This window comes from Cryobacterium roopkundense, from assembly GCF_014200405.1.
Classification (GTDB): domain Bacteria; phylum Actinomycetota; class Actinomycetes; order Actinomycetales; family Microbacteriaceae; genus Cryobacterium; species Cryobacterium roopkundense.
In genome coordinates, this window is record NZ_JACHBQ010000001.1 from 865,674 (window position 1) to 890,998 (window position 25,325).

Here is a 25,325-nt window from a genome sequence, read left to right on the forward strand (position 1 = left end):
GTAGCGCGTGCGCCTGTGAGCCCTGTTCGGAGCCGTCCGGACGCACCCGGAGCGTTAAGATGAAGCAATGACTGTGCCCCAGGTATGCGTGTGTTACCTCACCAGACGAACGCCAGGGGGCGCTCTCCAAGTCCTGCTTGGACGGAAGAAGACGGGCCTCGGGCTCGGCAACATCGTGGGGCTCGGCGGCAAGCTGGAAGCCGGCGAGAGCCCCGTCGAAGCGGCCGTGCGCGAGATCGAGGAGGAATCGGGCCTTACCGTCGCGCACTCTGCCCTCAAGCCGCGGGGCGTGCTGACCTACCTGTTTCCCCATCGCGAGTCGTGGAGTCAAATTTCACATGTCTTCGTGTGCACCGAGTGGACGGGCACGCCGCGCGAATCCGACGAGCTGAACCCCCTCTGGTACGACGTCGACGCCCTGCCGGTGGACGAGATGTGGGATGACGCCAGGCACTGTCTACCCGCTGTTCTCACAGGCACCCCGGCACACGAGACGTTCACCTTCGGTGCAGACCTGAAGACGGTGGTGCCCAATGCCTGACCTCACCCTCATCGTCATACTCGTCATCGCACTCGCCCTGGTCTTCGACTTCACCAACGGTTTCCACGACACGGCCAATGCAATGGCAACGCCCATCGCGACGGGTGCGATGAAACCGAAGGTCGCCGTGGGCGTTGCGGCACTGCTCAACCTCGTTGGAGCCTTCCTCTCCACCGAGGTGGCCCGCACCATCTCCGGCGGCATCATCACCGAGGGCGAGAATGGCGTGCTCATCACGCCTGAACTCATTTTCGCCGGCCTGATCGGGGCCACCGTATGGAACCTGATCACCTGGCTTCGTGGCCTGCCCTCGAGCTCAAGCCACGCGCTGTTCGGCGGCCTGATCGGCGCAGCCATCATCGGTATCGGCACGAACGCCGTGGACTACGGGGTCGTCGCGTCAAAGGTGGTGCTGCCGGCCCTGCTCGCTCCCCTCATCGCTGGACTGATCGCGCTGATCGCCACGAAGCTGGCGTATTCGATCACACGCCGTGACCTCGGCAAGCCCGACGGTCGCGGCGGGTTCCGCTCCGCGCAGATCTTCTCATCCTCGCTCGTGGCCCTCGCCCATGGAACCAACGATGCGCAGAAGACTATGGGAGTCATCACCCTCACTCTCATCGCTGGTGGTTTCCAGGCGGCCGGCAGCGGACCCACTTTCTGGGTCATCGCCGCATGCGCCCTGGCGATCGCTCTGGGCACCTACACCGGCGGATGGCGCATCATTCGTACCATGGGCACCGGGCTCACCGAAGTCAAGCCTGCCCAGGGCTTTGCCGCCGAGACGAGTACCGCCGCCACGATCCTCGCGTCGAGTCACCTCGGCTTTGCACTGTCGACGACCCAGGTTGCTTCCGGATCGGTCATCGGATCCGGGCTCGGCCGGCGCGGGGCCACGGTGCGTTGGGGCATGGCGGCGCGCATTGCGCTCGGCTGGGTGCTCACCCTTCCGGCGTCGGCAATCATGGGCGCCTTTGCCGCGGGCCTCACCCTGCTGGGACCGATCGGCATTCTGCTGGACGCGGTGATCGGAACCCTCGTTATTGTCGCGTTGTTCCGCTGGTCCCGGCGCAATCGGGTAACCCACAACACCATGCTCAATGACATCGACGACGCCGGTCGCGTTGTGAAGATCACCAAGACACCGAGGCGACCAGGCCGCCGGGAGAAGCAGGTGTCGCTGTGACCGGGTGGGGCGGCATCGAATGGGATGCCTTCATGATCGTGGCGGGTGCCGCACTCGCGTCGACAGTCGTTCTGGTGACGTTGTATTCACTCGGAATACGCCTGCTCACAACCGGGGGACGCATCCCCCTCGTCGAACCGGCCGAATTCACGGGCGCCATCACGGTCATGTGGAGCAAGAAAGCCGCGAAACTGGCGAAACGCGCGCGAAAGGCGGCCGAGGCCAGCCCGCTCAGCGACGCGCAGAAAGCCGCGGCGATTCTTGGCGGCTACCTCTGCTTCACGCTGTGCGCGGCGGCGGTGTTGTACGGCGTCTACCTGATCGTCCCGGCTTTGCACGCCTAGCCGCTCCAGCGATGCCCTCCCGTTGGTCGAGGTGCTTCTCGGACGCGAGTCAGGTGGAAGTGTCGGCGTGCGTGGTCTCGATCGCTCCATCGTCGCGCCTCGACCAGAGAAGGGGCGTCAGGCGGTTCTGCGAACGCGGCCCACGAAGGTCATCAGGTGGTAGATCACGATGGCGGCGACGGTGCCGAGGGCGATTCCGTTGAAGCTCAGGGTACCGGCGGACAGAGTGAAGTCGGCGATTCCGATAATGAGTGCGGTCGCGGCCGTGAACTGGTTCACCGGCTTGGAAAAGTCCACGCGGTTGTCGAGCCAGATTTTCACGCCGATCACCCCGATCAGGCCGTAGAGCGCCGTCGTGACACCGCCGAGCACGCCGGAGGGGATGGTGTTGATGACCGCGCCGATCTTGGGCGATAGCCCGAGCAATACCGCGGTGATGCCGGCCACCCAGTACGCGGCCGTGGAGTAGATGCGCGTTGCCGCCATCACGCCGATGTTTTCGCCGTAGGTCGTGGTTCCGCTGCCGCCGCCGAATCCGGCGAGCATGGTGGCGAGCCCGTCGGCCAGCAGAGCGCGCCCGGTCAGTCGGTTCACCTTTGCATCCGTCATCTGGGCCACACCCTTGATGTGGCCGACATTCTCCGCGATCAGCACCAGCACGACGGGAATGAAGGCCGGAAGCACTCCGAAAACCGCCGCCGGATTCTCAAAGGGGTTCGCGGGAGCGGTGAACGGCGGCAGCCCGATCCACGCGGCTGAGGCCACCTGGCTGAAGTCCACCTCGCCGAAGAGCATAGCGGCCGCGTATCCCACCAGAACGCCGAGGAAGATCGAAAGGCGGCCGAGGATGCCGCGAAAGAGCACCGTGCAGAGGATGACGGAGAGGAGCGTGATGACCGCGGTGAGCGGCGCCTCGGAGAAATTCGCCTTCGCGACGGGAGCGAGGTTGAAGCCGATCAGAGCCACGATGGCCCCCGAAACGACCGGAGGCATCAGCTTGTCGATCCAGTCGGTGCCCGTGAGCTGAACCACGACGCCGATGATGGCGAGCAGTATTCCCACGGCCATGATTCCAAACAGGGCGCTGCCCATCCCGGCCGAAGCGGTGGCCGCGGTGATCGGAGCGATGAAGGCGAAAGACGAACCCAGGTAGCTCGGCAGCTTGTTGCCGGTGATGAGGAGGAAGAGCAGGGTGCCGATTCCGGAGAAGAGCAGCGTCGTACTGGGCGGGAAGTCGGTCAGCAGTGGAACCAGGAATGTGGCGCCGAACATGGCGACCACGTGTTGCGCACCGATCCCGATCGTGATCGGCCAGCTCAGGCGCTCGGCCGGGCCGACGACCTCCTGTGCTCCGACCGATTTTCCATCACCGTGCAGGGTCCAGGGCAGTGCCATTGTTTCTCGATTCATTGTCGCGCTCTCAAACTGATCGTAGTAAACAAATAGGATCGGGGCATGACGGTTTCGGCTGACAACACTCAGACAAGGCAGGCCGACCCGGAAGACGACGCGTTGACCCGGCGTACCGGTTCCGGTCTCGTGCGCGGAGTCCGAGAGCGGGGTATTCTCGCCTGGCGGGGTATTCCCTACGCGGGGGCACCGGTGGGACCGAATCGCTTTCGCGCACCGATTTCGGTGCAGTCGTGGACAGGCGTCCGATCGGCGCACGAGTTCGGCCCGGTCGCACCGCAGAGCCACCGGGGGCAGTTCATTGGCGCACATCCGCGCATTCCGCAGAGTGAGGACTGCCTCAATCTCAACGTAATGGCGCCGGACGAGCCGGGGAAATCGGCGGCCCTGCGTCCCGTGATGGTGTTCATCCATGGCGGCGCCTACAGCGTAGGCTCGTCGCGTGAGGTTCCGCACCAGGGTGTGGGGCTCGTGCGGCGCGGGGGCATCGTCTACGTGAGCTTCAACTATCGTCTGGGAGCGCTCGGCTACCTCGATTTCACGCGCTATTCCACTCCGGAGCGGCCGTTCGAGAGCAACCTCGGCCTGCGAGACCAGGTCGCGGCGCTTCGGTGGGTCCAGGCGAATATTCGAGCCTTCGGGGGCAACCCTGATGAGGTCACGCTCTTCGGAGAGTCGGCGGGAGCAAACGCCGTGACAACCCTGATGACGGTGCCCGCCGCCGCCGGGCTGTTTCACAGGGCCATCGCCCAGAGCGCGCCGCCCAACGCGGTCTACCCGCGGGATCTCACGTCGCGCTGGGCGGGAGAATTCGTGAACAGCCTGTCGGAGTCGCACGATCCTTTGTCGACAGAGCAGGCGGCGCGGATACTCCTCGAGGCGGATACGGCGAGCCTGGCAGAGGCCACGACAGCGCTGACGCTGCGCACGCCGGACCAGGATCCCGGAACGATCCCGCTGTGCCCCGTGATCGACGGGGATTTTCTGCCCGAGCGACCGCTCGATGCCTTCCGCGACGGCCGGGCGCAACGCGTGCCGCTCATCATCGGAACCAACGCCCGAGAAGGATCGCTGTTCAGCGGGCGCATCGATATTCTCGCCACGACGCCCGCCCGCATCCGTGCCATCTTCAAGAAGACCGCGAAGAAGGCACGGAGACGCTTAAGGGCCCAGTATCCGGGGATACCCGCGCTCCGGGCGGCGCTCGACTTCGGTGGGGACTACTCCTTCTGGTATCCAAGTGTGAAGGTGGGGGAGCGACATTCGCGGTACGCCCCGGTTTACTTCTACCGTTTTGATGCCGCCCCGAGACTCGTGCGGCTGATGGGACTCGACGCGACCCACGGCCTCGAACTCTTCCCCCTCTTCGACCGCCTGAACGGGTGGCCGGGCCGCGGCATGACTCTCCTCGGCGGACGGCGCACATTTCTGGCCATCGGCGCACGCATGCAACGGTGGTGGATTCACTTCGCCACCACAGGGGTACCGGCCCCGAACTGGCCTCGCTACGACGAATCCAGTCGAGAAACACTCATTATCAATGCCACTGATCGAATCGAGGCCGACCCCGGTGCGGAACGTCGGTTGGCCTGGGGCGCGTTCGTGCCACACGTCTGAGTCGTAGACTAGTCATCTGCGCAGGGCCCACTGTGCGCCGAACGGCCCGGGAGAACACGATTTCCACGACTAACGCTTCACCTTCTGCATCAGTGCCCCCAGAATCCGTCCCTCCCGCAGCCGCACCCCCGCAGGCGTCAGGTCTGAAGGCCCGCTTCGACCGGTATTTTGAGGTTACCAGTCGGGGGTCCACCTGGGGCAGGGAGGTGCGCGGCGGTCTCGTCACATTTGTGACCATGGCGTACATTGTCATCCTGAACCCCCTCATTCTAGGTGGATTCAGCGCAGACCAGGCGAGCGTCGACGTGGAAGGCGGGTGGCTCCCCGCAGAGCAGGTCGCCGCAGTGACAGCCCTCACCGCCGGAGTCATGACGATTCTCTTCGGCGTCGTCGCGCGGCTGCCGTACGGCTTTGCCGCCGGGCTCGGCATCAACTCGTTCCTGGCGGTTAGCGTCGTCGGCCAGGTGACCTGGCAGGAGGCCATGGGCCTCGTCGTCATCAACGGCCTCATCATTGTGCTGCTCGCCTCCACGGGCATGCGGGAGCTCATCTTCAACGCGGTTCCGCGGCAGCTCAAGATCGCGATCACCGTGGGCATCGGCCTGTTCATCGCCTTCATCGGTCTCGTCGACTCCGGGTTCGTGCGCTCGAGCGGCACGGCCTCCCCGCCGGTACAGCTCGGCGACGCTGGCTCGATTGCCACGCTTCCGACCGCCGTCTTCGTGGTCGGCCTGATCATCATCGGCGTTCTGCTCGCCCGCAAGGTCAAAGCGGCGCTCCTGATCGGGATCGTGGCGACCACGCTGATCGCCATCGTGCTTGAGGCGATCTTCAAGGTCGGCCCGTCGTTCGGGACCAACCCGGCCGGCTGGAATCTCAACGCACCGGTGCTCCCTACCCAGGTGATGTCCTTGCCAGACCTGAGCCTCGTCGGCCAGGTCAGCTTCGGCGCTTTCGAACGAATCGGCATGCTCGCCGCCGTGATGCTCGTCTTCACACTGGTCTTCACTAACTTCTTCGATGCGATGGGGACCATGACTGGTCTCGCGAACGAGGCGGGCCTTGCCGACAAGAACGGCAACTTCCCTCGACTGAAGTCCGCGCTCATCGTGGAGGGCATCGGAGCGGTCGCCGGCGGAGCGGCATCCGCTTCATCGAACACTGTCTTCATCGAGTCTGGAGCGGGGATCGGCGAGGGTGCGCGCACCGGGTTCGCGAACGTGATCACGGGGGTGCTCTTCCTGGCCGCAATGTTCTTCACACCGCTGACCCAGATCGTGCCGCTTGAAGTTGCGGCAGCGGCACTCGTGATCGTGGGAGCCATGATGGTGTCGCAGATTCGGCACATCGACTTCGCCGAGTTCTCGATCGTGTTGCCGGTGTTTCTCACCATTGTCGTAATGCCCCTGACCTACTCGATCGCCAACGGTATCGGCGCCGGATTCGTGAGCTGGGTGCTCGTGCGGTCGTTGTCTGGCAAGGCCAAGGAAATCAGTCCGCTCTTGTGGATCGTCGCGGCAGGCTTTGTGCTCTTCTTCGTGCGCGGACCGGTCGAGGCGTTGCTCGGCGCCTAGTCCGGCCGCTGCGCGCTACTCGAGAAAGCCGCGCAGCAACTGGGCCGTTCCGGCGGGGTGCTCGCGCATCGCGTCGGCCGCCAGCGCAGGCTGACCGGTGAGAATGCCGCTGACGATAGCCTCATGCTGCTCGTCGGAGTGACGGATGTTGGGTGCCAGTAAGGGGATCTCGTCCAGCAGGGCCTTGATCCGCGTGCGCACGTCGGCGAAGAACGGGACGAGCGACGGAGAGCCCGCAAGTTCGCCGATGGTGATGTGGAGTCGAGAATCCAGGCGGCGGTAGTCGTCGCCGACGGCCGCGGTGGTATCGGCAAGCGTGGCCCAGAGTACCTGTCGCTCTATGGGAGACAACGACCGTGACGCGGCGAGGCGTGCCGCGCCCACCTCGACGATCTCGCGGAGGACCAGGTTGTCCTCGATGTGATCCGGAGTCGCCACGGCGACAACACGCGCTGTCTCCGGATTGAGCGGAGCCTGCGGCGGAAGCACGTCACTGACGAATGTGCCGTCGTATCGGCCCCGCCGGGAAACGAGGTAGCCCGCCTCGGTCACCGAAGCGAGGGCCAGCCGCAGGGTGTCTCGGCTTACACCCAGTCTGGTGGCCGGTTCGCGCTCCGCCGGCAGGCGCTCCCCGGGGGCGAGGAGTCCCAGACGAACAGTTTGCAGCAGGCGTTGTACGGTTCCCTCGAAGGCGTTTCCGCCCGAAACCGCCGGAGCGTCGACGACATCATCGCCCTCATGAAACGCACACCGGACCTGCGACCGCTCTTGGCCCGCGCCGGGATACCAGGGTTCGTCGCCGCGGGACGCCACGACCCGTGGCCCCTCACGCTGCACCATGGCTTCGCCCGCGCGATCGGGGCGGATTTTCGCGACGAGCACACTGGGCACAGCCCTAACGGGACGACCCCGCACGAACTGGCCCGCGACCTGCGCTCCCTGTACGCGCGTTGCGCCGCGCGGTGATCAGCGCCACCCGACGGTGCCAGGGGGACTCATCAGAAACATGCAAGGCCAGTGTGCGCGCCGACCAGCGCATGCGCCGGAAGAACCCGCTCCAGGTCGCCACGGGCCGCGCGGAAATCCCCACGCGAAGCGTCGATTCCCAGACGACCATGAGTGTCGGTGGCAGGTGCAGGCTCAGATCCAGGTCGTCGTGCACGTCTGGCAGCGCGCGGTGCACCCGTCCACGCACTTCGAGCCAGACCGCTCGACGCATGGCAAAATTCGAGCCAAAAATAGGTGGCTGGGTGAGCCACAGCCGCATGAGTCGGTGGTAGCCGCCCATGAACACGGTCTCGCCGAATCGGGTGACGATCGGGCGGCAGTCGTAAAAGTCTCCGGGCCCTGTGAGGACGTCCGGCAGAGGTGCGGTCGCGAACCGCGTCTCGATGTGGGCCAGCCAGTCCGGCGGTGGGAGGGAGTCTGCGTCCAGGCGGGCGATGATCTCGCCGGTTGCGGCATCTTACCCCGCAGCGGCGGCGGGCCAGATGCCGTGGAGAGACTCGAAGACCACTCGCGCGCCCGCCGCGCGGGCAACCTTGCACGTTGCATCCGTGCTCGCGGTGTCGACGACGATGAGGTCGTCGGGCTGCCGAGTCTGGAGCTCCAGCGCAGCCAGCACCCGCTCCAGAAGGCCGGCAGGGTTGTGGCACGGGATCACGACGGAAATGGTTGCCACGACACGATCCCGTGACTCAGGTTCGAGGCAGATCACACGCCCGTGCGGCAGGGTGCGCTCAGCTCAGCTGCTACGGCGGGCTCAGCTGGTACGGCAGTGAGTGGTGAGGAATCCGATTTTGTCGATGGAGATGGTCACTGTCGACCCGTCCCGCAGGAAGATCGGGGGCTTGCGGCTGTAGCCGGCGCCGCCGGGGCTTCCCGTGGAGATGAGGGTGCCCGGCATCAGTGTCGAGGTCTTCGAGAGGTAGGAAATGATCTCGGCGACCGTGCGCACCATGTCGCCGCTCGAGGCGTCCTGCAGGATGCGGCCGTCGACGTGGGTCGTGAGCCACACATTCTGCGGATCGCCGATCTCGTCGGCCGTGACCACGATCGGGCCGGTGGGAGTGAAACCGTCGAAGGACTTGCAGCGGGACCACTGCGCTTCAGAAAACTGTAGGTCCCTGGCGGTGATGTCGTTGACGATCGTGTAGCCGAAGACGTAGTCGAGAGCGTCATGCACAGACACGTTGCGGGCTGCTGTGCCGATGATCACGCCGAGTTCGGCTTCGTAGTCGACCTGGGAGGTGAGATCCGCCGGCCAGGTAATCGTGGATTCATGACCGGTGAGCGAGTTGGGCCACAGGGAAAACACGGTTGCCGAGGTCTCGAGCCGTAAGCTCAGCTCCGAAGAATGGGCGGCATAGTTGGCGCCAATCGCGATGATCTGCGGCGGCCGCAAGACGGCTGAGGAGTGGCGCAGCGTGTCGAGTGGCGTCAACTCGACTCCGGCCGAAACCGCGTTGAGGCTCATTGCTCGTACGCGATCTATCTCGTGCTCGCCCTTTTCGAGCAGGTCCTGCAGGTCTCGGGGGGCGTCTTCCATCACCTCGTCGAGGAAGAGCGCGTCGTCTCCAAAAGTCACCGCCAAGCGGGGTGTGGACTGGCCGTCTTTTCTTAAATGCGCAAACTTCACCTGATAAGGATATCGGGCCCTCCTCCCCCTTCGGGTGTCGGAGTGCCACAACGCATCGGCCCGGAGGTTAGAGGGGATCGACTGGGGGGACCGGTTGAGGGAACGGCGGAGCCCCGGCTGCCCGCCACAGGTGCATTCCCGCATAACTGCGCCACGGGGCCCACTCGAGGCCTCTGGCCGCCAGATTCCTGGCGTCCGCGGGCAGACCGAGATGCGATGCTCCGTGACGGATGGCGAGGTCGCTCGTGAGCAGGATGTCAGGGCTACCGAGAACCCGGAGCGCGACGTAACCGGCGGTCCAGGGGCCGATACCGGGAAGCGCAGTGAGCTTGGCTTCAAGCTCGGCCCGAGTGTCGCCCCAGGAGAGCACGAGATTACCGCGCACAAGTTCCTCCGCTACGCGCACGATCGCGTTGATGCGCGCCGCGGGCCCGCGCAAGACCTGGCGGCCCTCTGCGGCGATGCGGTCGCTGCTCGGGAACAGGAGGTGCGGTTCGTCGAGCCTCACCGCCGCGGCGTCGAGCGGCTCGCCCAGTGTGCTCGTGAGCCTGGAGAGGGTGGTTCGAGCGGCGGCGACGGAGACTTGCTGGCCGATGAGCGCCCGGAACAGGGTCTCCTGCGGGTCCATGCTGCCGGGAACACGAATGCCTGGGGTGGCGCGCAGGACTGCGGCAAGAGCCGGATCGGCGCCGAGCACTCGATCGATGGCGAGTGAATCCGCGTCGAGGTCGAGGAGGCGGCGCACTCGGCTCACCAGAGGCGCGAGATCGGCGAGGCTGGTGAGGCGAGCCGAGCAAGTCACGAGGGGTGCGGCATCCGATCCGGCGAGGGAGAGCCTGACGACGGCCGGTCCCTGGGGGAGTCGGAGGGTTCTGCAATAGGTTCCCACCGTCGCCGTCTCGACACCGTCCACGGCGCGTGTGCCGAGGAAGGCCAGCAGCCCGCGGCCGTCGAATGGCGCCCGCGCGGGCAGGTGCAGCGTGATCGCGGTGCCGCCGGGTCCGAGCCCGGACTCCGCTTGGCCCGGCTCGCGAACCCCCGGACGGGCGTGCCTGCTGCGCAGCTCCGTCGGGGTGCGTTCATACACCGCGGCGATCGTGTCGTTGAATTGTCGAACGCTGCCAAACCCCGCGGCAAACGCCACGTCCGCGGCGGAGAGCGCCGTGTTCACGAGGAGCACCCGAGCCGTCTGTGCCCGGTGAGCCCTCGCCAGGGCGAGGGGTCCCGCACCGAGTTCCGCCACGAGCACGCGGGTGAGATGGCGTGGCGTGTAGCCGAGCTGGGCGGCCAGCCCCGGCACGCCATCGCGCTCGATGGCGCCGTCGGTGATGAGGCGCATGGCGCGTGCGGCGAGATCATCGCGCAGGTTCCACCCCGGCGACCCGGGGACGGCGTCGGGCTGGCAGCGCTTGCAGGCGCGGAGCCCCGCCTCGTGCGCGGCCGCAGCGGTCAGGTAGAACGAGACGTTTGCCGGCTTGGGGGTTACCGCCGGGCAGCTCGGGCGGCAGTAGATCCCGGTGGAGTGAACGCCGGTGATGAACTGCCCGTCGAATCGGCCGTCGCGGGAGGACATGGCCCGATACCGCCGGGCGAAGACTGGATCGGCGAGGTCGGGGCGCGTTTTGTGCGTCCGGGGACTCTCTGCCGGTTGTTCCGCCGAGTGGATTGTCATTCCTTGAGCCTGCCACGCGTGAGAGATCCGCACTAGCGGAAATCGGACATCGCGCGCGCTGGGTAGTGTGGAGTCATGAGCGTTGTGGCACATCTTCAGGCCGAGCTGGGATCGATCGTGAGCGTGGACGCCGCCGACTTGGCGGCGAGCCGCACGGACAAATCGGGCTGGACGGCGGCGGGAACGCCGCTGGCGGTGGTGCGCGCGATCACGGTGCAGCACGTTCAGGCGGTGTTGCGCATCGCGACGGAATACCGGATTCCGGTTATCACGCGTGGTGCAGGCACCGGTTTGGCGGGCGGGGCCTGCGGCAGCGCTGGAACAATCGTGCTCAACGTGGCCGGCATGAGCCGCATCCTCGAGATTCGTCCCGAAGACGAACTCGCCGTGGTGGAGCCAGGGGTGATCAACCAGCACCTCAACGACGCCCTCGCCGAGCACGGCCTGTGGTTCGCTCCTGATCCGGCGAGCAAGGCCATTTCCACGGTGGGTGGCAACATCGCCACGAATGCCGGGGGGCTGCTGTGTGCCAAGTACGGAGTGACCCGGGAGGCTGTGCTCGCCCTCACCGTCGTGCTCGCGGACGGAACGCTGCTGCACACGGGACACCGCACGGTGAAGGGCGTCACGGGCTACGACCTCACGGCGCTGCTGACCGGGTCTGAAGGCACGCTGGGTGTCATTGTCGAAGCCACCGTGCGGGTGCGGGCCATTCCGATCGGGACGGCCGTAACCGTGGCCGCGGTCTTTACCGATGTGGCCGCGGCGGCCGGCGCAGCCGCTGCCATCACCGCTGCTCGCCTGGGACCGGCAGTGATGGAGCTGATCGACCCGGTCGCGCTCGCCATCGTGGCCCGCTACCTCGGACCTGCCGGGTCGGCGGGACTGCCGCTCGCCAGCGGGGCGTTTTTGCTCGTGCAGACCGATGGGCCGGGCGCCCTCGGTGAGGCCGAACAGGTGGCAACGGTAATGGGTTCACAGGGGGGAGACGTGCGGCTGTCGACGGATGAGGAATCGGGCGAGAGGCTGCTCGCCATTCGCCGAGCGATGCATCCGGCTCTGGAGCAACACGGCACGGTGCTCATCGAAGACGTGTCCGTGCCTCGGTCGCGCATGAAGGAGATGTTCGAGGTCATTGCGGGGATCAGCGCGCGCACGGGCGTGTCTATCCCGGTGATTGCGCACGCGGGCGACGGCAATCTGCACCCCAACTTTGTCATCCCGATCGATCCCCTCCGAGGCACTGACGACCCCCTCGTGCCGGATAATGTGTGGGCGGCGGCCGACGAGATGTTTCGTGCGGCGCTCGCCCTGGGGGGTACCCTGACGGGCGAACACGGCGTGGGTGTGCTCAAGCGACGCTGGCTGGCGGACGAACTCGGGGAGGCGAGCTTCGACCTGCAACGACGGCTCAAGGCCGTCTTTGATCCGCTCGGAATCCTCAACCCCGGCACGATGTTCGAGCGCTGAACAGCGGCCGGGTTCCCGGCATGTGAAGATCAATCATGAGCGACGTTCAACCAACTCTCGAGTCGGTCCCCGAAGTGTGGACCGCCGCGGTTCGGCCGTCGCGAGCCGGAACGGTGGCGCTCGCGGGTGTGGGCCTCGCGCTCGCCGGGCTGGCGCTGCTCCTCGTTTTCGTCTACCTGGCGACGTTTCTCGGGCCGGTGGAGGCTGCATCCGGTCTGCTTCTCGCGTTGATTCCCCTCACTGTGGTGTTGCTGGCCGTCAGGTGGGTCGACCGCTGGGATCCGGAGCCCCGTCCGGCCCTGTGGTTCGCGTTCCTGTGGGGCGCGGGGGTATCGGTCGTGACGGCCCTGCTTTTCGATCTGGGAGTGCAGATTACGATCGCCTCGAGTGGCGGCGCGCTCGCCGCCAGTGACTTCGCGTCGTCTGTCGTGCAGGCCCCCTTCGTGGAGGAGATCGCGAAGGGTGTGGGGATACTCGTGCTGTTCTGGGTGGCTCGCCGGCATTTCGACGGCCCTCTCGACGGGGTCGTCTATGCGGCAACCATCGCCGCGGGCTTCGCCTTTTCGGAGAATATCCAGTATTTCGGGGTGGCCATGATGGAGGGCGGCGCCGGCAGTCTCGGCATGACGTTCCTGTTGCGCGGGGTTTTCTCGCCGTTCGCGCACGTGATGTTCACGATCTGTACCGGCGTCGCGCTCGGCCTTGCCGCTCGCCGGACCACCCGGCGAAGCCACCTGGTGTTTTTCGTGCTGGGACTCATTCCGGCCATTGCCTTGCACGCGCTGTGGAACGGCGCGTTCTTCGTGTTTGTGGGGGATGCCAACCTGCTGGCCTACTACTTCTTCGTGCAGGTTCCACTGTTCATCGCGGCGATCCTGGTGGTGGTCTTCCTGCGCCGGCAGGAGGCGCGTGTCACCCTGCGACGACTGCACGAGTACGCGGTGGCGGGCTGGTTCACGGCGGCCGAGGTGTCCATGCTCGCTACCGCGACCGGGCGACGCCAGGCCCTGGCTTGGGCTAAATCGCAACCTCAGGGCAGGAAGCGGGCAATGCGGAGCTTCATCACGGATGCCACCCGCCTCGCCTTTGCCCGAGAGCACCTCGTCAACGGGCACGACGGCCCGGCCGAGCGGGCGCACGAAGCACGGCTGCTCGGGGCCTTGCAACAGGATCGCGCCGAGGTTCTGGCCTGACAGCGGTCGGTACCACGCAGAAACTCGCCGCTTCGGTGGTGTGGCGATGCCGACGACTCTACCGATGCGACGAGTTGGTGTATGACTATCGTGCAACTTTGGCGGCGTTCGCGCAAGGATTAATTTCTGACTAGGCGAATGGCCCTGGTTTCCGATTGGATAGGGGAATGATAGATTTGAATTCCAAGCCCGAAATCGACTTCCCGGAGGGCGCAGCGCCCGAACAGCTTGAGATCGACGACATCGTCGTCGGTGACGGCGCGGAGGCAACGCCCGGAGCCACCGTCGACGTGCACTACCTCGGCGTCGAGTTCGCCTCCGGCGATGAATTCGACTCGTCGTGGAACCGCGGCCAGTCGATCAACTTCCCGTTGCGTTCGCTCATCGCCGGCTGGCAGCAGGGCATTCCCGGCATGAAGGTCGGCGGCCGTCGTAAGCTCGTCGTGCCGCCCCACCTCGCCTACGGACCCGCAGGTTCGGGCCACCGGCTCTCCGGTCAGACCCTGATCTTCGTGATCGACCTTCTGGGCGTCAGTTAGGAGCGGTCGACCCGCACGCGCTTGATGCGTGAGGTGTGGCCCCGCACGACGACCACGTCGCGTTTTGCCACACCGAAGTGTGTGGCCAGCAGCGCCACGAGGGCGTCGTTCGCGGCGCCCTCCACGGCTCGCTGTTGCAGGAAGACTGTGAGGGAGTTCTCCACACCCTGATCGGCGACCACCAGGGGGCCCTTGCGGCTGCCCGGTTTCACATGCACGGTCAGGTTGATCGTGGCCGTCACATTTTCTCCGGTTCTGCCCGCATTCTTTCTGCAGGCCTGTCGCTACAACGCTAGCGCGCTGCATAATGTTGCATGATCTCCACCGATAACGCCCGTTCCCTGCAGAAGGCCGGCCTGATCTGGCGCCCGGCATTCGGCGACGCCTTCGGTATCGAACAGCCCGGATTCGAACACGACGTCTTCACCGTCAGCAATATGGCGATTGAGCCTCACGAATTCGACACCGGCACCATTCTGGGCTTCAACGGCACGACGGAGTGGGCCCTCGATTCTCTCGCACTCGAGAACGCCCTGTGGCTGCCCAGAGAGGACCAGCTCCGGGAGCTGCTTGGTGACACCTTCAACGCGCTCGAACGCACGCCCCATCGTTACAGGGTCAAAGTCGACCTCGGAGAGGGGCCCACTCACTTCGATGCCCCGGAGGCAGCGGATGCCTATGCCGCCGCTGTTCTTGCGGCGCTGGGCGTGTCTCGCATCCGTTGACGGGCCGCGAGTCAGTACCGGTCAGGCTCTGGGCCGAGCTGAAAACGCCGCCCCTGAATCTCCGTCGGCGTGATCTCCACGTAGATGTATTTCAGGGTGGGGATCAGCGGATGAAGCGGCAGCTGGTCTGCCGCGTCGATCTCAGAGTGCTTCTCCACCACGCTCGCGGTGCCTTTCACCACGACACTCCACGCCTCGTCGCGACCCACGCCGTCCGTTTCGAAGGCAACCTGGTTGTTGATCGTCAGCTCGAGGAGTTTTGTGCCCTCTGCGGTTCGAAAGAGCAGGCGGCGGTCGGCGGCCACGAAATTCACCGGGAAGATATCGGGAACTCCACCGACGCTGACAGCCAGGCGTCCGAGGCTGGCCGAGAGCAAGGCATTCCAACTCTCGTCTTCGGTGAGAATGCGAATCGGTTTGACGTCATCGATGTCCATGATTCATGGTGGCACGTGTGCAGCCTTGCCGTGGCGGGAACCGCGGGTGCGGGCCGGCGGCGGCCCTCCTGATCCACCCCAATGCGGGGGTGGATGTTGTAAAGTAGTTTGTTGCCCACTGGTGACCGAGAATCATTTCTAGGAAGTTCACTGTGAGCGCACCGTCCCCAACACCGCCCGCCCGACGGGAGAAGACTCCCCAACGCAGATTCGTCGTTCCTGCACCCCGAGTGTTCTACCCGGCGCTCGGAATCATCCTCGCCGTCGTCATCGTCGCGATCAGCTTTCCAGCGCGAACCGGTGCGACCCTGCAGACCCTGCAGAGCTGGGTAGTGGCCGGGCTCGGCCCGTACTATATTATCCTCGTCGCGGCCTTCGTGGTCTTTGCGGTGTGGATGGGCGCGAGCCGCTTCGGTGACATCAAGCTCGGGACAGACGAAGACAAGCCAGAGTTCGGGCTGATGTCGTGGTTCTCGATGCTCTTCGCAGCGGGTATGGGAATCGGCCTCGTGTTCTGGGGCATGTCGGAACCGCTGACCTTCTTCACGAACCCCAAGCCCGGCGTCGGCGGAAGCGCCCAAGAACTTGCCGCGGCCGCCATGAATCAGACCTTCCTGCACTGGGGATTCCACGCCTGGGCGATCTACGCCGTCGTCGGACTGGCCCTCGCTTACTCGATCCACCGCAAAGGCCGCCCGGTTTCCATCCGTTGGGCGCTCGAGCCGCTGCTCGGTGACAGGGTGCGTGGCCGCCTCGGGGACGCGATCGACGTAATCGCCATCGTGGGAACCCTCTTCGGTGTTGCCACCTCGCTCGGCCTCGGCGTCAAGCAGATCGCAGCGGGACTGAGTCACCTCGGTGTCGTGGGCGAAGTCAACAACACCCTGCTCGTCATTCTCATCATCGTGATCACCGCCATCGCCACCCTGTCGGTCGTGAGCGGCGTGGGCAAGGGCATCAAGTGGCTCTCCAACATCAACCTCGGCATGGCCGGGCTGCTCCTGGTCGCCGTGCTGCTTCTTGGTCCCACTCTCTATCTGCTTCGCGTGCTGGTGGAGTCGATCGGCGGATACTTCCAGAACGTGGTCGGGCTCACCTTTGACGCCGGTTCGTTCACCGGGCAGGCCGGTCTCGACTGGCAGGGCGCCTGGACCATCTTCTATTGGGGCTGGTGGATCTCGTGGGCGCCGTTCGTCGGCGTCTTTATCGCGCGGATTTCCCGCGGCCGCACCGTTCGCGAGTTCATTGCCGGCGTGCTGCTCGTTCCCACGCTCGTGACCTTCGTTTGGTTCGCGGTGATGGGTGGAAGCGTCATTAAGCAGGCCTGGGCCGGCGACGGCGGCGGACTCTTCGACCCCGAGGTCGGAATCATTCCCGAGAACGTGCTCTTCGACTTTCTGAGCGGACTGCCGCTTGGGGGAGTGCTGTCGGTCATCGCGGTTCTCGTGATCGCCATCTTCTTCATCACGTCGGCCGATTCCGGTTCGCTCGTGATCGACATGCTGGCCTCCGGCGGCGACACCAACCCGCCCAAGTGGAGCCGCATCATGTGGGCGGGTCTCGGCGGAGTCGTGGCCATCGCCCTGCTGCTGGCGGGCGGGCTCGCGGCCCTGCAGACGGGTGCCATCCTGACGGCCATCCCGGTGAGCCTCGTGATGATCGGAATGTGCATCGCAACCTACAAAGCATTCCGCGAGGAACACGAAATTCTGGTCAGCGCGGAGCGCCGCCAGCGACGCGAGGAACTAGCCCGACGCATCGGCAAGACCGTCACCGCGCATCTCGAAGAGAACTTTGACGATCACTTCGGTGATCAGGTCGACGCGCACGTCGAAGCCGCGATGACCGAAGAGGGCACGCGCCGTCGACGCGGCTTCTTGGGACGGCGTGCCAAGGACTGATCATCCGGCGTCGACCGGGTCAGACGCTGCCGTTGGCGGCCTGGACCCGGTCGACGAGTTCACGCCACTGCCCGGTGATCCGCGCGTCCAGGAGCACGACCTCGAATGGCGCGCATCTGATGCGGTACAGATAACTGCCGGAGATCGGCTCGCTGTCTGTCACCTCCGCCCAGGGGAGGGACAGCAGAAAATCGGCCCAGCTCGTGGCATCCGGTTGCTCGTCGATGCGAACTTCCCAGGTGAGGCGGATGTCTGCCATGCCGCCGCTTCGCGACACTATGACCTTCATGAATTAAGTCTGCCACCGCTCGGGATTGCATGCCAGCCCGCACCGACTCGAACCGTGCGAGACTCGAGGAATGCGTTTTGGAATCGTTATCCTCCCCCAGCGCTCCTGGCGGGAAGCCAGGGCCGACTGGATGGGCGCCGAAGCCTACGGATTTGACCACGCGTGGACCTACGACCACTTGTCGTGGCGCACGCTCGCGGCTGAACCGTGGCACGCCACAATTCCCACACTCACCGCGGCCGCTGCGGTCACGTCTCGTATCCGGCTCGGTACCTTCGTGTCGTCACCGAACTTTCGGCACCCCGTGCCGTTCGCCAAGGAAATAGCCACTGTAGATGACGTTTCCAGCGGCCGCTTCGTGCTCGGCGTCGGGTCGGGCGGAACTGGGTTCGACGCCGTCACACTCGGCCAGGATGCCTACACTCCCGGGCAACGTCATGAGCGCTTCGCCGAATTCGTCGCCGACCTCGATGTGCTCCTGCGGCACGAGTCGCCGGGCAGCGAGGGAATCAGCTTCGATGGGGACTGGTTCACGGCCGTGAACGCGCGCATGGTGGGAACGCCGGCGCAGCAGCCGCGGGTTCCCTTCGTGGTCGCGGCGAATGGACCGAAGGGGCTGGGGCTCGTAACCCGTTTCGGTGCCGGCTGGGCGACCACAGGGAAAGACGGCACGGACGGCGAAGCCTGGTGGTCAAGCGTGCGAGGGCTTGTGAACCAGCTCGAGGACGCGGCACATGCAGCCGGGCGCGACCCGCTCTCGATCGACCGCTCACTCTCGCTCGATAGCGGCGGCAGCTATTCGGTGCAGAGTCTGGGGGCGTTTGAGACGGCGGTCGGCCGCGCCGCCGAGCTCGGCTTCACGGATGTGATCAGCCACTGGCCCCGCCCGCAGGGCGTCTACGCCGGTGACCGGAATATTCTCGACCAGATAGCGGGGCGCCTGGACGGCCTCCGGTGATGGACTTGTCTAGGCTGGGGGCATGCGAGAAAAAGACGCCCAGACCCCGACGCCTGTCCGCACGCCTGCCCGTACTCTCCTGAACGACCGATTGGGGTGGATGGGACTGCGGAGTGGCCAGATTCTGCTGGTTATCGCGCTGGCCGCCGTGGTGATCTTCGGTCTCGTTCAGCTCAAACTTGTCGTTATTCCAGTGCTCATCGCCATCATTCTGGCCTCAGCCCTGAGCCCGGTTGTCAATTGGCAACGCCGCCGGGGGATGCCCGCCCTGCTGGCAACCTGGACGACCCTGCTCGTGAGTATCGCCGCCTTCGGTGCCATCATCACGCTGATTGTCTTTGCTGTTCGCGATCAATGGGATGAACTGTTCAGCTCCGCGTCGGAAGGTTTGGACCGGCTTCAGCGCTTTGTGATGCAGGGACCGATCGAGATCGATGCGACGCAGATCGATGACGCCCGAGCAGCCGTCGTCGATTTCTTCACCAGCAGTCAATTCGGTACGGGAGCTCTCGCCGGGGCGGGCGTGGTGGCCGAACTCCTGACGGGCACTGTCCTCCTCCTGGTTATCTTGTTCTTTTTCCTTAAGGATGGCGACCGTATCTGGGCGTTCTTCCTCACGCCGCTGAACGGCAGTCGGGCTGAGCGCGGCCGCCGTATCGGCAGCACGGCTCCGCGCGTGCTGGGCGGCTACGTTCGCGGAACGGCGATTGTCGCCCTCGTGGATGCCTTGGCCATCGGCACCGGACTGGCGATCCTGCAGGTGCCCCTTGCCCTGCCCCTCGCGGTGCTCGTTTTCCTGGGCGCTTTCATTCCTTTGATCGGCGCCACGCTGGCGGGGGTGCTCGCGGCCCTTGTCGCGCTGGTGGCGCACGGGCCTGTGATCGCCCTGATCGTGATCATCATCGTCATTGCCGTCAACCAGCTCGAGGGAAACCTGCTCCAGCCCGTTGTGATGGCCCAGTCACTCAAACTGCATCCGCTGGTGATCCTGTTTGCCCTGACGGCGGGAACTATCGTGGCCGGCATCGTCGGGGCCGTGCTGGCCGTGCCGATTGCCGCGGTCGCCTGGTCGATCGCGAAGGTGTGGAACGACCCAGAAGCGTCCCGCCAGGCACCCACTGCATCGCCCCCTGCGCCGCCCGCTGTGTCCAAACGGCGCCCCCGCAGACGCTGATCGCTCCGAACACAGGCCATCCCCCGCTGAGCGGGGATGGCCTGTGTCGTGAAGGTCTTAGGGATGCACGATGATCTTGACCGCGGTCTCGTTGCGGTTGATCAGGGTGTCGAAGCCCTCCGTCAGTAGGTCGTCGAGACCGATGCGGCTGGTGATGAACGGGGCGAGGTCGATCTTGCCGTCCTGCACGAGCTTGATCGTGGTGGGGTGGTCACGCACGTAGGCGATGGTGCCACGCAGGTCGATCTCCTTCAACACCAGCTTCTGCATGTCGATGCTGGCGGGCTTGCCCCAGATCGACACGTTCACGACGACGCCGGCGGGGCGCACCGCATCGAAGAGCTGGTTGAGGACGACATTCACGCTCGTGCACTCGAAGCACACATCCGCGCCGTTGCCTCCGGTGAGCTCCCGCACGCGGGCAATGAGATCTTCTGAGCTCGGGTCGATGACATGGTCGGCGACTCCGGTCGACCGTGCCTTGTCCTTACGCGCCTCGCTGAGCTCGCTCATGATCACCGTCACGCCGTTGGCCTTGAGGACGGCGGCAACGAGAAGCCCGATCGGGCCGGCACCGCCGACCAGGGCCGTGTCGCCGGCCTTGGCCCCGCTTCGCACAAAAGCGTGGTGCGCCACCGAGAGCGGCTCGATGAGAGCGGCCTGATCGAGGGGGATGTCACCGATGGGGTGTACCCAGCGTTCGTCCACGACGACCTTCTCGCTGAGCCCCCCACCGCCTCCGGACAGGCCGATGAAGCCCATTTTCACGCAGAGGTGATAATTGCCGGCCAGGCACTGGGCGCACTCGTCACAGACGAAGTATGGTTCCACCACCACGTTCTCGCCGACCGTCAGGCCGGTGACCCCGTCGCCGAGGGCGGTGATGGTGCCTGAAAATTCGTGGCCGAGGGTGACGGGCGCTTCCTCATGAGAGAGCGGATGCGGGTGGCCGGCCGGCGGGACGAAGATGGGGCCATCGAGGTATTCGTGCAGATCGGATCCGCAGATGCCGCACCAGGCCACGTCGATGGCGACCGCTCCCGGCCGAAGCTTCGGTTCGGGGACTTCTTCAATCCGGATGTCCTGTGGGCCGTGGAACCGGGCTGCCTTCATATCGACACTTCTCCTTGCACGAAACGAGAGGCGCGAGGGTGCCCGAATGGCACCCAGTGCGGCGTTTCGTTGCGCTACAAGTCTACTCCGTGGGGCGTGACCGGGCAGAGCGAGGCCCGACTTTGCTGCCTCCCGCGAGCTTCGGTGCCTCCTCGCGAACGCTAGTTCGGTTGCAGCCTGTGCACTTGAGTACGTAGCGGGGAAGCGGGGACGGGGCCACCCGGGCAGGATTAGGGGCGAGCTTGGCCATTGAACCGCAGTACGGGCACGTCATTTGCACGATTAACACTCCTGTGGGCTGGTCGTTTGTAGCCGAACGGCTGCAACTTCACCGGTGACCATTCTGAGTATGCCTCGACTCCGGTGATTTGGGTGCAGGATTGACTTCTCCGTGTCGCCCCAGTCCGGGGTGACGTATTGTTCCCGCCCACCGCGAACGGGTCCCGACTCTGCTAAAATATGGAGGTTGCCGTTCAACGGCCGCGGATAAAGAGAGCTCAGGCATCCTGCCAAGGGCACCGCGCAGTGAGAGAAAGGGGATCCCATCTATGGCACTCGAAGCCGATGCTAAGAAGGCGATCATCGAAAAGTACGCTACCCACCCAGGCGACACAGGGTCCCCCGAAGTTCAGATTGCGATGCTCACGCAGCGCATTCTGGACCTGACGGAGCACCTGAAGGAGCACAAGCACGACCACCACTCACGTCGTGGCCTGCTTCTCATGGTTGGTCAGCGTCGTCGTCTGCTCGGTTACCTGTCCGATATCGACATCACTCGGTACCGCACACTTATCGGCAGCCTCGGCCTGCGTCGCTAGTCTGACTTCGTCACACTAACCGAATGCAGCGTTGATTACGCGAACTTCTTACACACGAGCCGTCACCCGTTGGGTGGCGGCTCGTTTGTTGTCCGGTCCGCCCGGTTGCGAAGTGTCTGCGATGGGCTGAATGCGCAAAAGGGAATCCTTCGAGGGTTTAGCATGAACACGTAGAAACCAACGAAACGGACGGCATTCGACGATGAGCCTCTGGCGCACCAAGAGTATTGAAGATTCCATTGCAGACTCTCTGGAGAAGGGCCACAGCCTCAAACGCACGTTGGGAACCTGGGATCTCATGATCATGGGCGTCGCTGTTGCGGTGGGCGCCGGAATCTTCTCTGTCGGCGCCAAGGCTGCCGGCAGCTACGCGGGACCATCCGTCACTCTGGCGTTCCTGCTGGCCGCGTTCACCTGCGCCCTCGCAATCATGTGTTACGCCGAGTTCGCCTCGGCCGTACCGGTCGCAGGATCGGCCTATACCTTCACGTATGCCACGCTCGGCGAACTCCTGGCCTGGATCATCGGCTGGGATCTGATTCTCGAAATGCTCACAGCCGCGGCCGTGATTGCGAAGTACTGGGGCATCTACCTGAGTACGGTGTTCGATCTCGCCGGCTGGGACGTTCCGTCCACGATTCCGGTCCTCGGCCTCGACGTGAGCTGGGGAGCGTTCGTCATCGTGGCGATCTTCACGACGCTGCTCGTGCTCGGCACTCAGCTGTCGGCCCGGGTAGCGAGCGTATTCACTATCATCAAGGTCGCCATCGTGGTGTTCGTGATCATCGTCGGCGCGTTCTTCGTCAAGGCGGCGAACTACACCCCGTTCATCCCGGAGTCGGTGCCTTCCCCGCCCGGTGAGGGCGATGTCTGGATGCAGTCACTCTTCTCATTCATGACGGGCGCCGCTCCAGCTCAGTACGGACTCTTCGGGCTTCTCGCCGGTGCCTCGCTCGTGTTCTTCGCCTTCATCGGCTTCGACGTGGTCGCCACGTCGGCGGAGGAGGTCAAGAACCCCCAAAAGACGCTGCCGCGGGGAATTTTCGCCGGCCTGGCCATCGTCACGGTGCTCTATATCGGGGTGAGCCTTGTGCTGACCGGCATGGTGCCGTACACCGTGCTCGCCGACGACCCCAACGCCTCACTCGCGACTGCCTTCGTGGCTGTCGGGGCAGGTTGGGCGGCGCAGATCATCTCGGTCGGTATCCTCGTGGGTCTCACGACCGTCATCATGGTGCTGCTCCTGGGGCTCTCCCGGGTGCTATTCGCCATGAGCCGTGATGGCCTGTTGCCGCGCTGGCTCAGTGTCACGTCGGAGAAGCGTCGTACCCCGGCCCGCATCCAGATCATCTCCGGCCTCGCCGTGGCGCTGATCGCCGGCCTCACCGACGTGGGGGTGCTTGAGGAGATGATCAACATCGGAACGCTCTCCGCCTTCGTGCTCGTGAGCATCGCCGTGGTCGTGCTGCGTAAGAAGCGACCGGATCTGCCGCGCGCCTTCAAGGTGCCGTTCTCCCCGTTCCTGCCGATCCTCTCCGCAGTGCTGTGCGTATGGCTCATGCTGAACCTTACGACCCTGACGTGGGCGCGCTTCGGCGTCTGGCTCCTGATTGGCTTCGCCGTGTACTTCCTGTACGGCCGCAGTCATTCCGTGCTCGGGCGCAGGCAGCGAGGCCTCGCGGCCGACGGCACGCCCCTCGTGGCTGCCCCCCCCAGCCGTTGACTCCGAGGCTGCCGACGCGAAGTGACGCGGCAGCTCCGGAGTTAACGGCGCTAGAGGCGGGCTTCCCCGGGCCTCATGGCTCGATCCCGTCGCGGGCTCGCGGGAATAAGATCGAAATCGTGGTCGTTGTCACGGACGTGCATGCAGACGCATTGATATTGGGAGGCTGAGATGCAGTTCGGAATCTTCACGGTGGGAGACCGCACGGTCGACCCCGTGACCGGTCGGGAACCGAGCGAGCAGGAGCGGATCATGGCCATGGTGGCTATCGCCCAGAAGGCCGAAGAGGTGGGGCTGGACGTTTTCGCCACGGGGGAGCACCACAACCCGCCTTTCGTGCCATCGTCGCCCACGACCCTGCTGGGGTATATCGCCGCCAAGACCGAGAAACTGATTCTGTCAACCGCGACGACGCTCATCACGACGAGCGACCCCGTGAAGATCGCCGAAGACTTCGCCATGCTGCAGCATCTGTCCGGCGGGCGTGTCGACCTGACGCTCGGTCGCGGAAACACCGGACCCGTCTACCCGTGGTTCGGTCAGGACATTCGTCAGGGCATTCCGCTCGCTCTCGAGAACTATGCGCTGCTTCGGCGGCTGTGGCGCGAGGAATTCGTGGACTGGGAGGGACAGTTCCGCACCCCGCTGCAGGGATTCCAATCGACGCCGCGGCCGCTTGACGGTGTGCCGCCCTTCGTCTGGCACGGCAGCATCCGCAGCCCCGAGATCGCCGAACAGGCCGCCTACTACGGCGACGGATTCTTCGCCAACAACATCTTCTGGCCCAAAGAGCACTACATGAAGCTCATCGGGTACTACCGCGCCCGCTTCGAGCACTACGGCCATGGCCCCGCGTCCGAGGCCATCGTCGGCCTCGGTGGACAGGCGTTCATGCGCACAAAATCCCAGGATGCTGTGAACGAATTTCGGCCGTACTTCGACAATGCCCCCGTTTACGGGCACGGACCGAGCCTCGAAGACTTCACCGAGCAGACACCGCTCACCGTCGGCAGCCCGCAGCAGGTGATCGACCGCTACGCCGGTATGCGCGATCACTTTGGCGACTATCAGCGTCAGTTGTTTCTCATGGACCACGCAGGCCTGCCGCTCAAGACCGTGCTTGAGCAGCTGGACATCCTCGGCGGAGAAGTCGTTCCCGTGTTGCGCAAGGAACTTGCCCGTAACCGGCCGGCGAACGTACCCTCCGCGCCCACCCACGCATCGCTCGTGGCCGCCGCTCGACGGGTGGGAGCGGAGAAATCGGCGTCCGGCACGGAGCGCGCGGACACCGGGCGCGCAGACACCGACCGCGCGGACACCGATCTTGCCGACACCACTCGGCGGTCCTGAGATGACAGTGCGCACCGTCGCCGTAGTCTCGGCGGGGCTCAGCCAGCCCTCCTCTACCCGGATGCTCGCCGACAAACTCGCCGCCGCCACGGTGTCACGGCTGACGGAGCAGGGCGTGGAGACACAGGTGGTCACAGTCGAACTGCGTGATGTCGCCCAGGACGTGATGAACAACATGCTGACCGGATTTCCGAGCCCGCGGCTGGCTGCCGTGATCGAGGCCGTGTCGACGGCACACGGCCTGATCGCCGTGACGCCCATCTTCACCTCAAGCTACAGCGGGCTCTTCAAATCCTTCTTCGACGTGCTGGACAGTCAGGCCCTCACGGATCTGCCCGTGCTGATCGCCGCGACCGCCGGCACTCCGCGCCATTCGCTCGCCCTCGATTACGCGCTGCGCCCGATGTTCACGTACCTGCATGCCGTCGTCGTGCCGACGGCGGTTTTCGCCGCCGCAGAAGATTGGGGCACCGCTGCGGGCGCGCTGGCCACCCTGCCAGACCGCATCGAGCGCGCTGCGGGCGAGCTGGCCGCGCTGGTCGAGAATTCCCGGCGATCCACCCAGGTGCGCGATCCGTTCGCCCTCGACTCGTCCTTCAGCCCGACCGGTGGTTTCTGACGCGTCTGTTAGAGTTGACGGGGTTGATTTTTTG

At 65.1% G+C, this 25,325-nt stretch carries 26 protein-coding genes; 16 read left to right on the top strand and 10 right to left on the bottom strand.

The genetic code is table 11. The annotated features are described in order from the left end of the window. Positions 1-67: 67 nt before the first annotated feature. The 3 genes from BJ997_RS04060 to BJ997_RS04070 are packed head-to-tail and all read left to right on the top strand — an operon-like array spanning position 68 to position 2,071. The gene (locus BJ997_RS04060) at positions 68-541 is read left to right on the top strand and encodes an 8-oxo-dGTP diphosphatase (protein WP_035835308.1); all 474 of its coding nucleotides are present in this window, start codon (positions 68-70) and stop codon (positions 539-541) included. Further along, positions 534-1,727 carry an inorganic phosphate transporter gene (locus BJ997_RS04065; protein ID WP_035835309.1) on the top strand — a complete coding sequence of 398 codons (1,194 nt, stop codon included), beginning with the start codon at positions 534-536 and terminating at the stop codon, positions 1,725-1,727. Before BJ997_RS04060 ends, BJ997_RS04065 begins: the two co-directional genes overlap by 8 nt. After that, positions 1,724-2,071: a peptidase gene (locus BJ997_RS04070; protein WP_236628782.1), complete on the top strand. Its 348-nt coding sequence runs from the start codon at positions 1,724-1,726 to the stop codon at positions 2,069-2,071. The genes BJ997_RS04065 and BJ997_RS04070 overlap by 4 nt, the downstream gene beginning before the upstream one ends. A gap of 117 nt (positions 2,072-2,188) precedes the next feature. On the opposite strand, the gene BJ997_RS04075 is transcribed toward BJ997_RS04070, so the two are convergent. After that, the gene (locus tag BJ997_RS04075) at positions 2,189-3,466 is read right to left on the bottom strand and encodes a uracil-xanthine permease family protein (RefSeq protein ID WP_035835310.1); all 1,278 of its coding nucleotides are present in this window, start codon (positions 3,464-3,466) and stop codon (positions 2,189-2,191) included. A gap of 60 nt (positions 3,467-3,526) precedes the next feature. Between BJ997_RS04075 and BJ997_RS04080 the strand changes: the two genes are divergently transcribed. Beyond that, positions 3,527-5,098, top strand: coding sequence for a carboxylesterase/lipase family protein (locus BJ997_RS04080; RefSeq protein ID WP_084141049.1), 1,572 nt, complete (start codon positions 3,527-3,529; stop codon positions 5,096-5,098). Between the two features lie 92 nt (positions 5,099-5,190). Continuing rightward, positions 5,191-6,672 carry an NCS2 family permease gene (locus tag BJ997_RS04085; protein WP_420827173.1) on the top strand — a complete coding sequence of 494 codons (1,482 nt, stop codon included), beginning with the start codon at positions 5,191-5,193 and terminating at the stop codon, positions 6,670-6,672. Positions 6,673-6,687: 15 nt separating this feature from the next. Here BJ997_RS04085 and BJ997_RS04090 read toward each other — a convergent pair whose 3' ends face one another. The 5 genes from BJ997_RS04090 to BJ997_RS04105 form a co-directional block, all read right to left on the bottom strand. Beyond that, entirely contained in the window at positions 6,688-7,563 is an 876-nt protein-coding gene (locus BJ997_RS04090) for a FadR/GntR family transcriptional regulator (protein WP_236628786.1), read from the bottom strand. Between the two features lie 4 nt (positions 7,564-7,567). Then, positions 7,568-7,960 carry a hypothetical protein gene (locus tag BJ997_RS21340; protein ID WP_236628787.1) on the bottom strand — a complete coding sequence of 131 codons (393 nt, stop codon included), beginning with the start codon at positions 7,958-7,960 and terminating at the stop codon, positions 7,568-7,570. 177 nt (positions 7,961-8,137) lie between these two features. Next, entirely contained in the window at positions 8,138-8,353 is a 216-nt protein-coding gene (locus BJ997_RS21720) for a glycosyltransferase family 2 protein (RefSeq protein ID WP_236628790.1), read from the bottom strand. A gap of 81 nt (positions 8,354-8,434) precedes the next feature. Continuing rightward, on the bottom strand, positions 8,435-9,310 hold the full coding sequence (locus BJ997_RS04100) for a fumarylacetoacetate hydrolase family protein (protein ID WP_035835313.1): 876 nt from the start codon (positions 9,308-9,310) through the stop codon (positions 8,435-8,437). Between the two features lie 67 nt (positions 9,311-9,377). Next, entirely contained in the window at positions 9,378-10,982 is a 1,605-nt protein-coding gene (locus tag BJ997_RS04105) for an AlkA N-terminal domain-containing protein (RefSeq protein WP_084141051.1), read from the bottom strand. Between the two features lie 75 nt (positions 10,983-11,057). Here BJ997_RS04105 and BJ997_RS04110 point away from each other — a divergent pair, with 75 nt between their 5' ends. The 3 genes from BJ997_RS04110 to BJ997_RS04120 all read left to right on the top strand — a co-directional run bounded on the left by BJ997_RS04110 (position 11,058) and on the right by BJ997_RS04120 (position 14,184). Beyond that, positions 11,058-12,452, top strand: a complete 1,395-nt coding sequence (locus BJ997_RS04110; protein ID WP_035835314.1) for an FAD-binding oxidoreductase — start codon at positions 11,058-11,060, stop codon at positions 12,450-12,452. Between the two features lie 35 nt (positions 12,453-12,487). Then, positions 12,488-13,645 carry a PrsW family intramembrane metalloprotease gene (locus tag BJ997_RS04115; RefSeq protein ID WP_035835315.1) on the top strand — a complete coding sequence of 386 codons (1,158 nt, stop codon included), beginning with the start codon at positions 12,488-12,490 and terminating at the stop codon, positions 13,643-13,645. 167 nt (positions 13,646-13,812) lie between these two features. Beyond that, a complete protein-coding gene (locus tag BJ997_RS04120) occupies positions 13,813-14,184 on the top strand; it encodes an FKBP-type peptidyl-prolyl cis-trans isomerase (RefSeq protein WP_035835316.1) in 372 nt (123 codons plus the stop codon). Here BJ997_RS04120 and BJ997_RS04125 read toward each other — a convergent pair. After that, complete coding sequence (locus BJ997_RS04125; RefSeq protein WP_236628793.1) at positions 14,181-14,426, bottom strand: DUF167 domain-containing protein; 246 nt, start codon at positions 14,424-14,426, stop codon at positions 14,181-14,183. The genes BJ997_RS04120 and BJ997_RS04125 overlap by 4 nt on opposite strands. A 72-nt stretch (positions 14,427-14,498) precedes the next feature. On the opposite strand from BJ997_RS04125, the gene BJ997_RS04130 reads away from it, so the two are divergent. Next, positions 14,499-14,909, top strand: coding sequence for a hypothetical protein (locus BJ997_RS04130; RefSeq protein WP_035835317.1), 411 nt, complete (start codon positions 14,499-14,501; stop codon positions 14,907-14,909). Between the two features lie 11 nt (positions 14,910-14,920). On the opposite strand, the gene BJ997_RS04135 is transcribed toward BJ997_RS04130, so the two are convergent. After that, the gene (locus BJ997_RS04135; protein WP_035835319.1) at positions 14,921-15,346 is read right to left on the bottom strand and encodes a pyridoxamine 5'-phosphate oxidase family protein; all 426 of its coding nucleotides are present in this window, start codon (positions 15,344-15,346) and stop codon (positions 14,921-14,923) included. A 152-nt stretch (positions 15,347-15,498) separates the two neighbouring features. Here BJ997_RS04135 and BJ997_RS04140 point away from each other — a divergent pair, with 152 nt between their 5' ends. Further along, positions 15,499-17,247: a BCCT family transporter gene (locus BJ997_RS04140; RefSeq protein WP_236628795.1), complete on the top strand. Its 1,749-nt coding sequence runs from the start codon at positions 15,499-15,501 to the stop codon at positions 17,245-17,247. Positions 17,248-17,266: 19 nt separating this feature from the next. Here BJ997_RS04140 and BJ997_RS04145 read toward each other — a convergent pair whose 3' ends face one another. Further along, on the bottom strand, positions 17,267-17,536 hold the full coding sequence (locus BJ997_RS04145) for a hypothetical protein (RefSeq protein ID WP_152602069.1): 270 nt from the start codon (positions 17,534-17,536) through the stop codon (positions 17,267-17,269). A 70-nt stretch (positions 17,537-17,606) separates the two neighbouring features. Here BJ997_RS04145 and BJ997_RS04150 point away from each other — a divergent pair, with 70 nt between their 5' ends. Continuing rightward, on the top strand, positions 17,607-18,494 hold the full coding sequence (locus BJ997_RS04150) for an LLM class flavin-dependent oxidoreductase (protein ID WP_035835321.1): 888 nt from the start codon (positions 17,607-17,609) through the stop codon (positions 18,492-18,494). Between the two features lie 22 nt (positions 18,495-18,516). Then, entirely contained in the window at positions 18,517-19,668 is a 1,152-nt protein-coding gene (locus BJ997_RS04155; RefSeq protein WP_084141052.1) for an AI-2E family transporter, read from the top strand. A gap of 57 nt (positions 19,669-19,725) precedes the next feature. Here the strand turns inward: BJ997_RS04155 and BJ997_RS04160 are convergent, their stop codons facing one another. Beyond that, positions 19,726-20,781: a 2,3-butanediol dehydrogenase gene (locus tag BJ997_RS04160; protein ID WP_035835323.1), complete on the bottom strand. Its 1,056-nt coding sequence runs from the start codon at positions 20,779-20,781 to the stop codon at positions 19,726-19,728. 548 nt (positions 20,782-21,329) lie between these two features. Between BJ997_RS04160 and rpsO the strand changes: the two genes are divergently transcribed. From rpsO to BJ997_RS04180, 4 genes are all read left to right on the top strand, one after another. Continuing rightward, positions 21,330-21,599 carry a 30S ribosomal protein S15 gene (rpsO, locus tag BJ997_RS04165; RefSeq protein ID WP_035835325.1) on the top strand — a complete coding sequence of 90 codons (270 nt, stop codon included), beginning with the start codon at positions 21,330-21,332 and terminating at the stop codon, positions 21,597-21,599. A 202-nt stretch (positions 21,600-21,801) separates the two neighbouring features. Continuing rightward, the gene (locus BJ997_RS04170) at positions 21,802-23,322 is read left to right on the top strand and encodes an amino acid permease (protein ID WP_035835327.1); all 1,521 of its coding nucleotides are present in this window, start codon (positions 21,802-21,804) and stop codon (positions 23,320-23,322) included. A 171-nt stretch (positions 23,323-23,493) separates the two neighbouring features. Continuing rightward, positions 23,494-24,672, top strand: coding sequence for an LLM class flavin-dependent oxidoreductase (locus tag BJ997_RS04175; protein ID WP_052541949.1), 1,179 nt, complete (start codon positions 23,494-23,496; stop codon positions 24,670-24,672). Position 24,673: 1 nt separating this feature from the next. Next, on the top strand, positions 24,674-25,291 hold the full coding sequence (locus BJ997_RS04180; protein WP_035835328.1) for an FMN reductase: 618 nt from the start codon (positions 24,674-24,676) through the stop codon (positions 25,289-25,291). Positions 25,292-25,325: the final 34 nt, after the last annotated feature.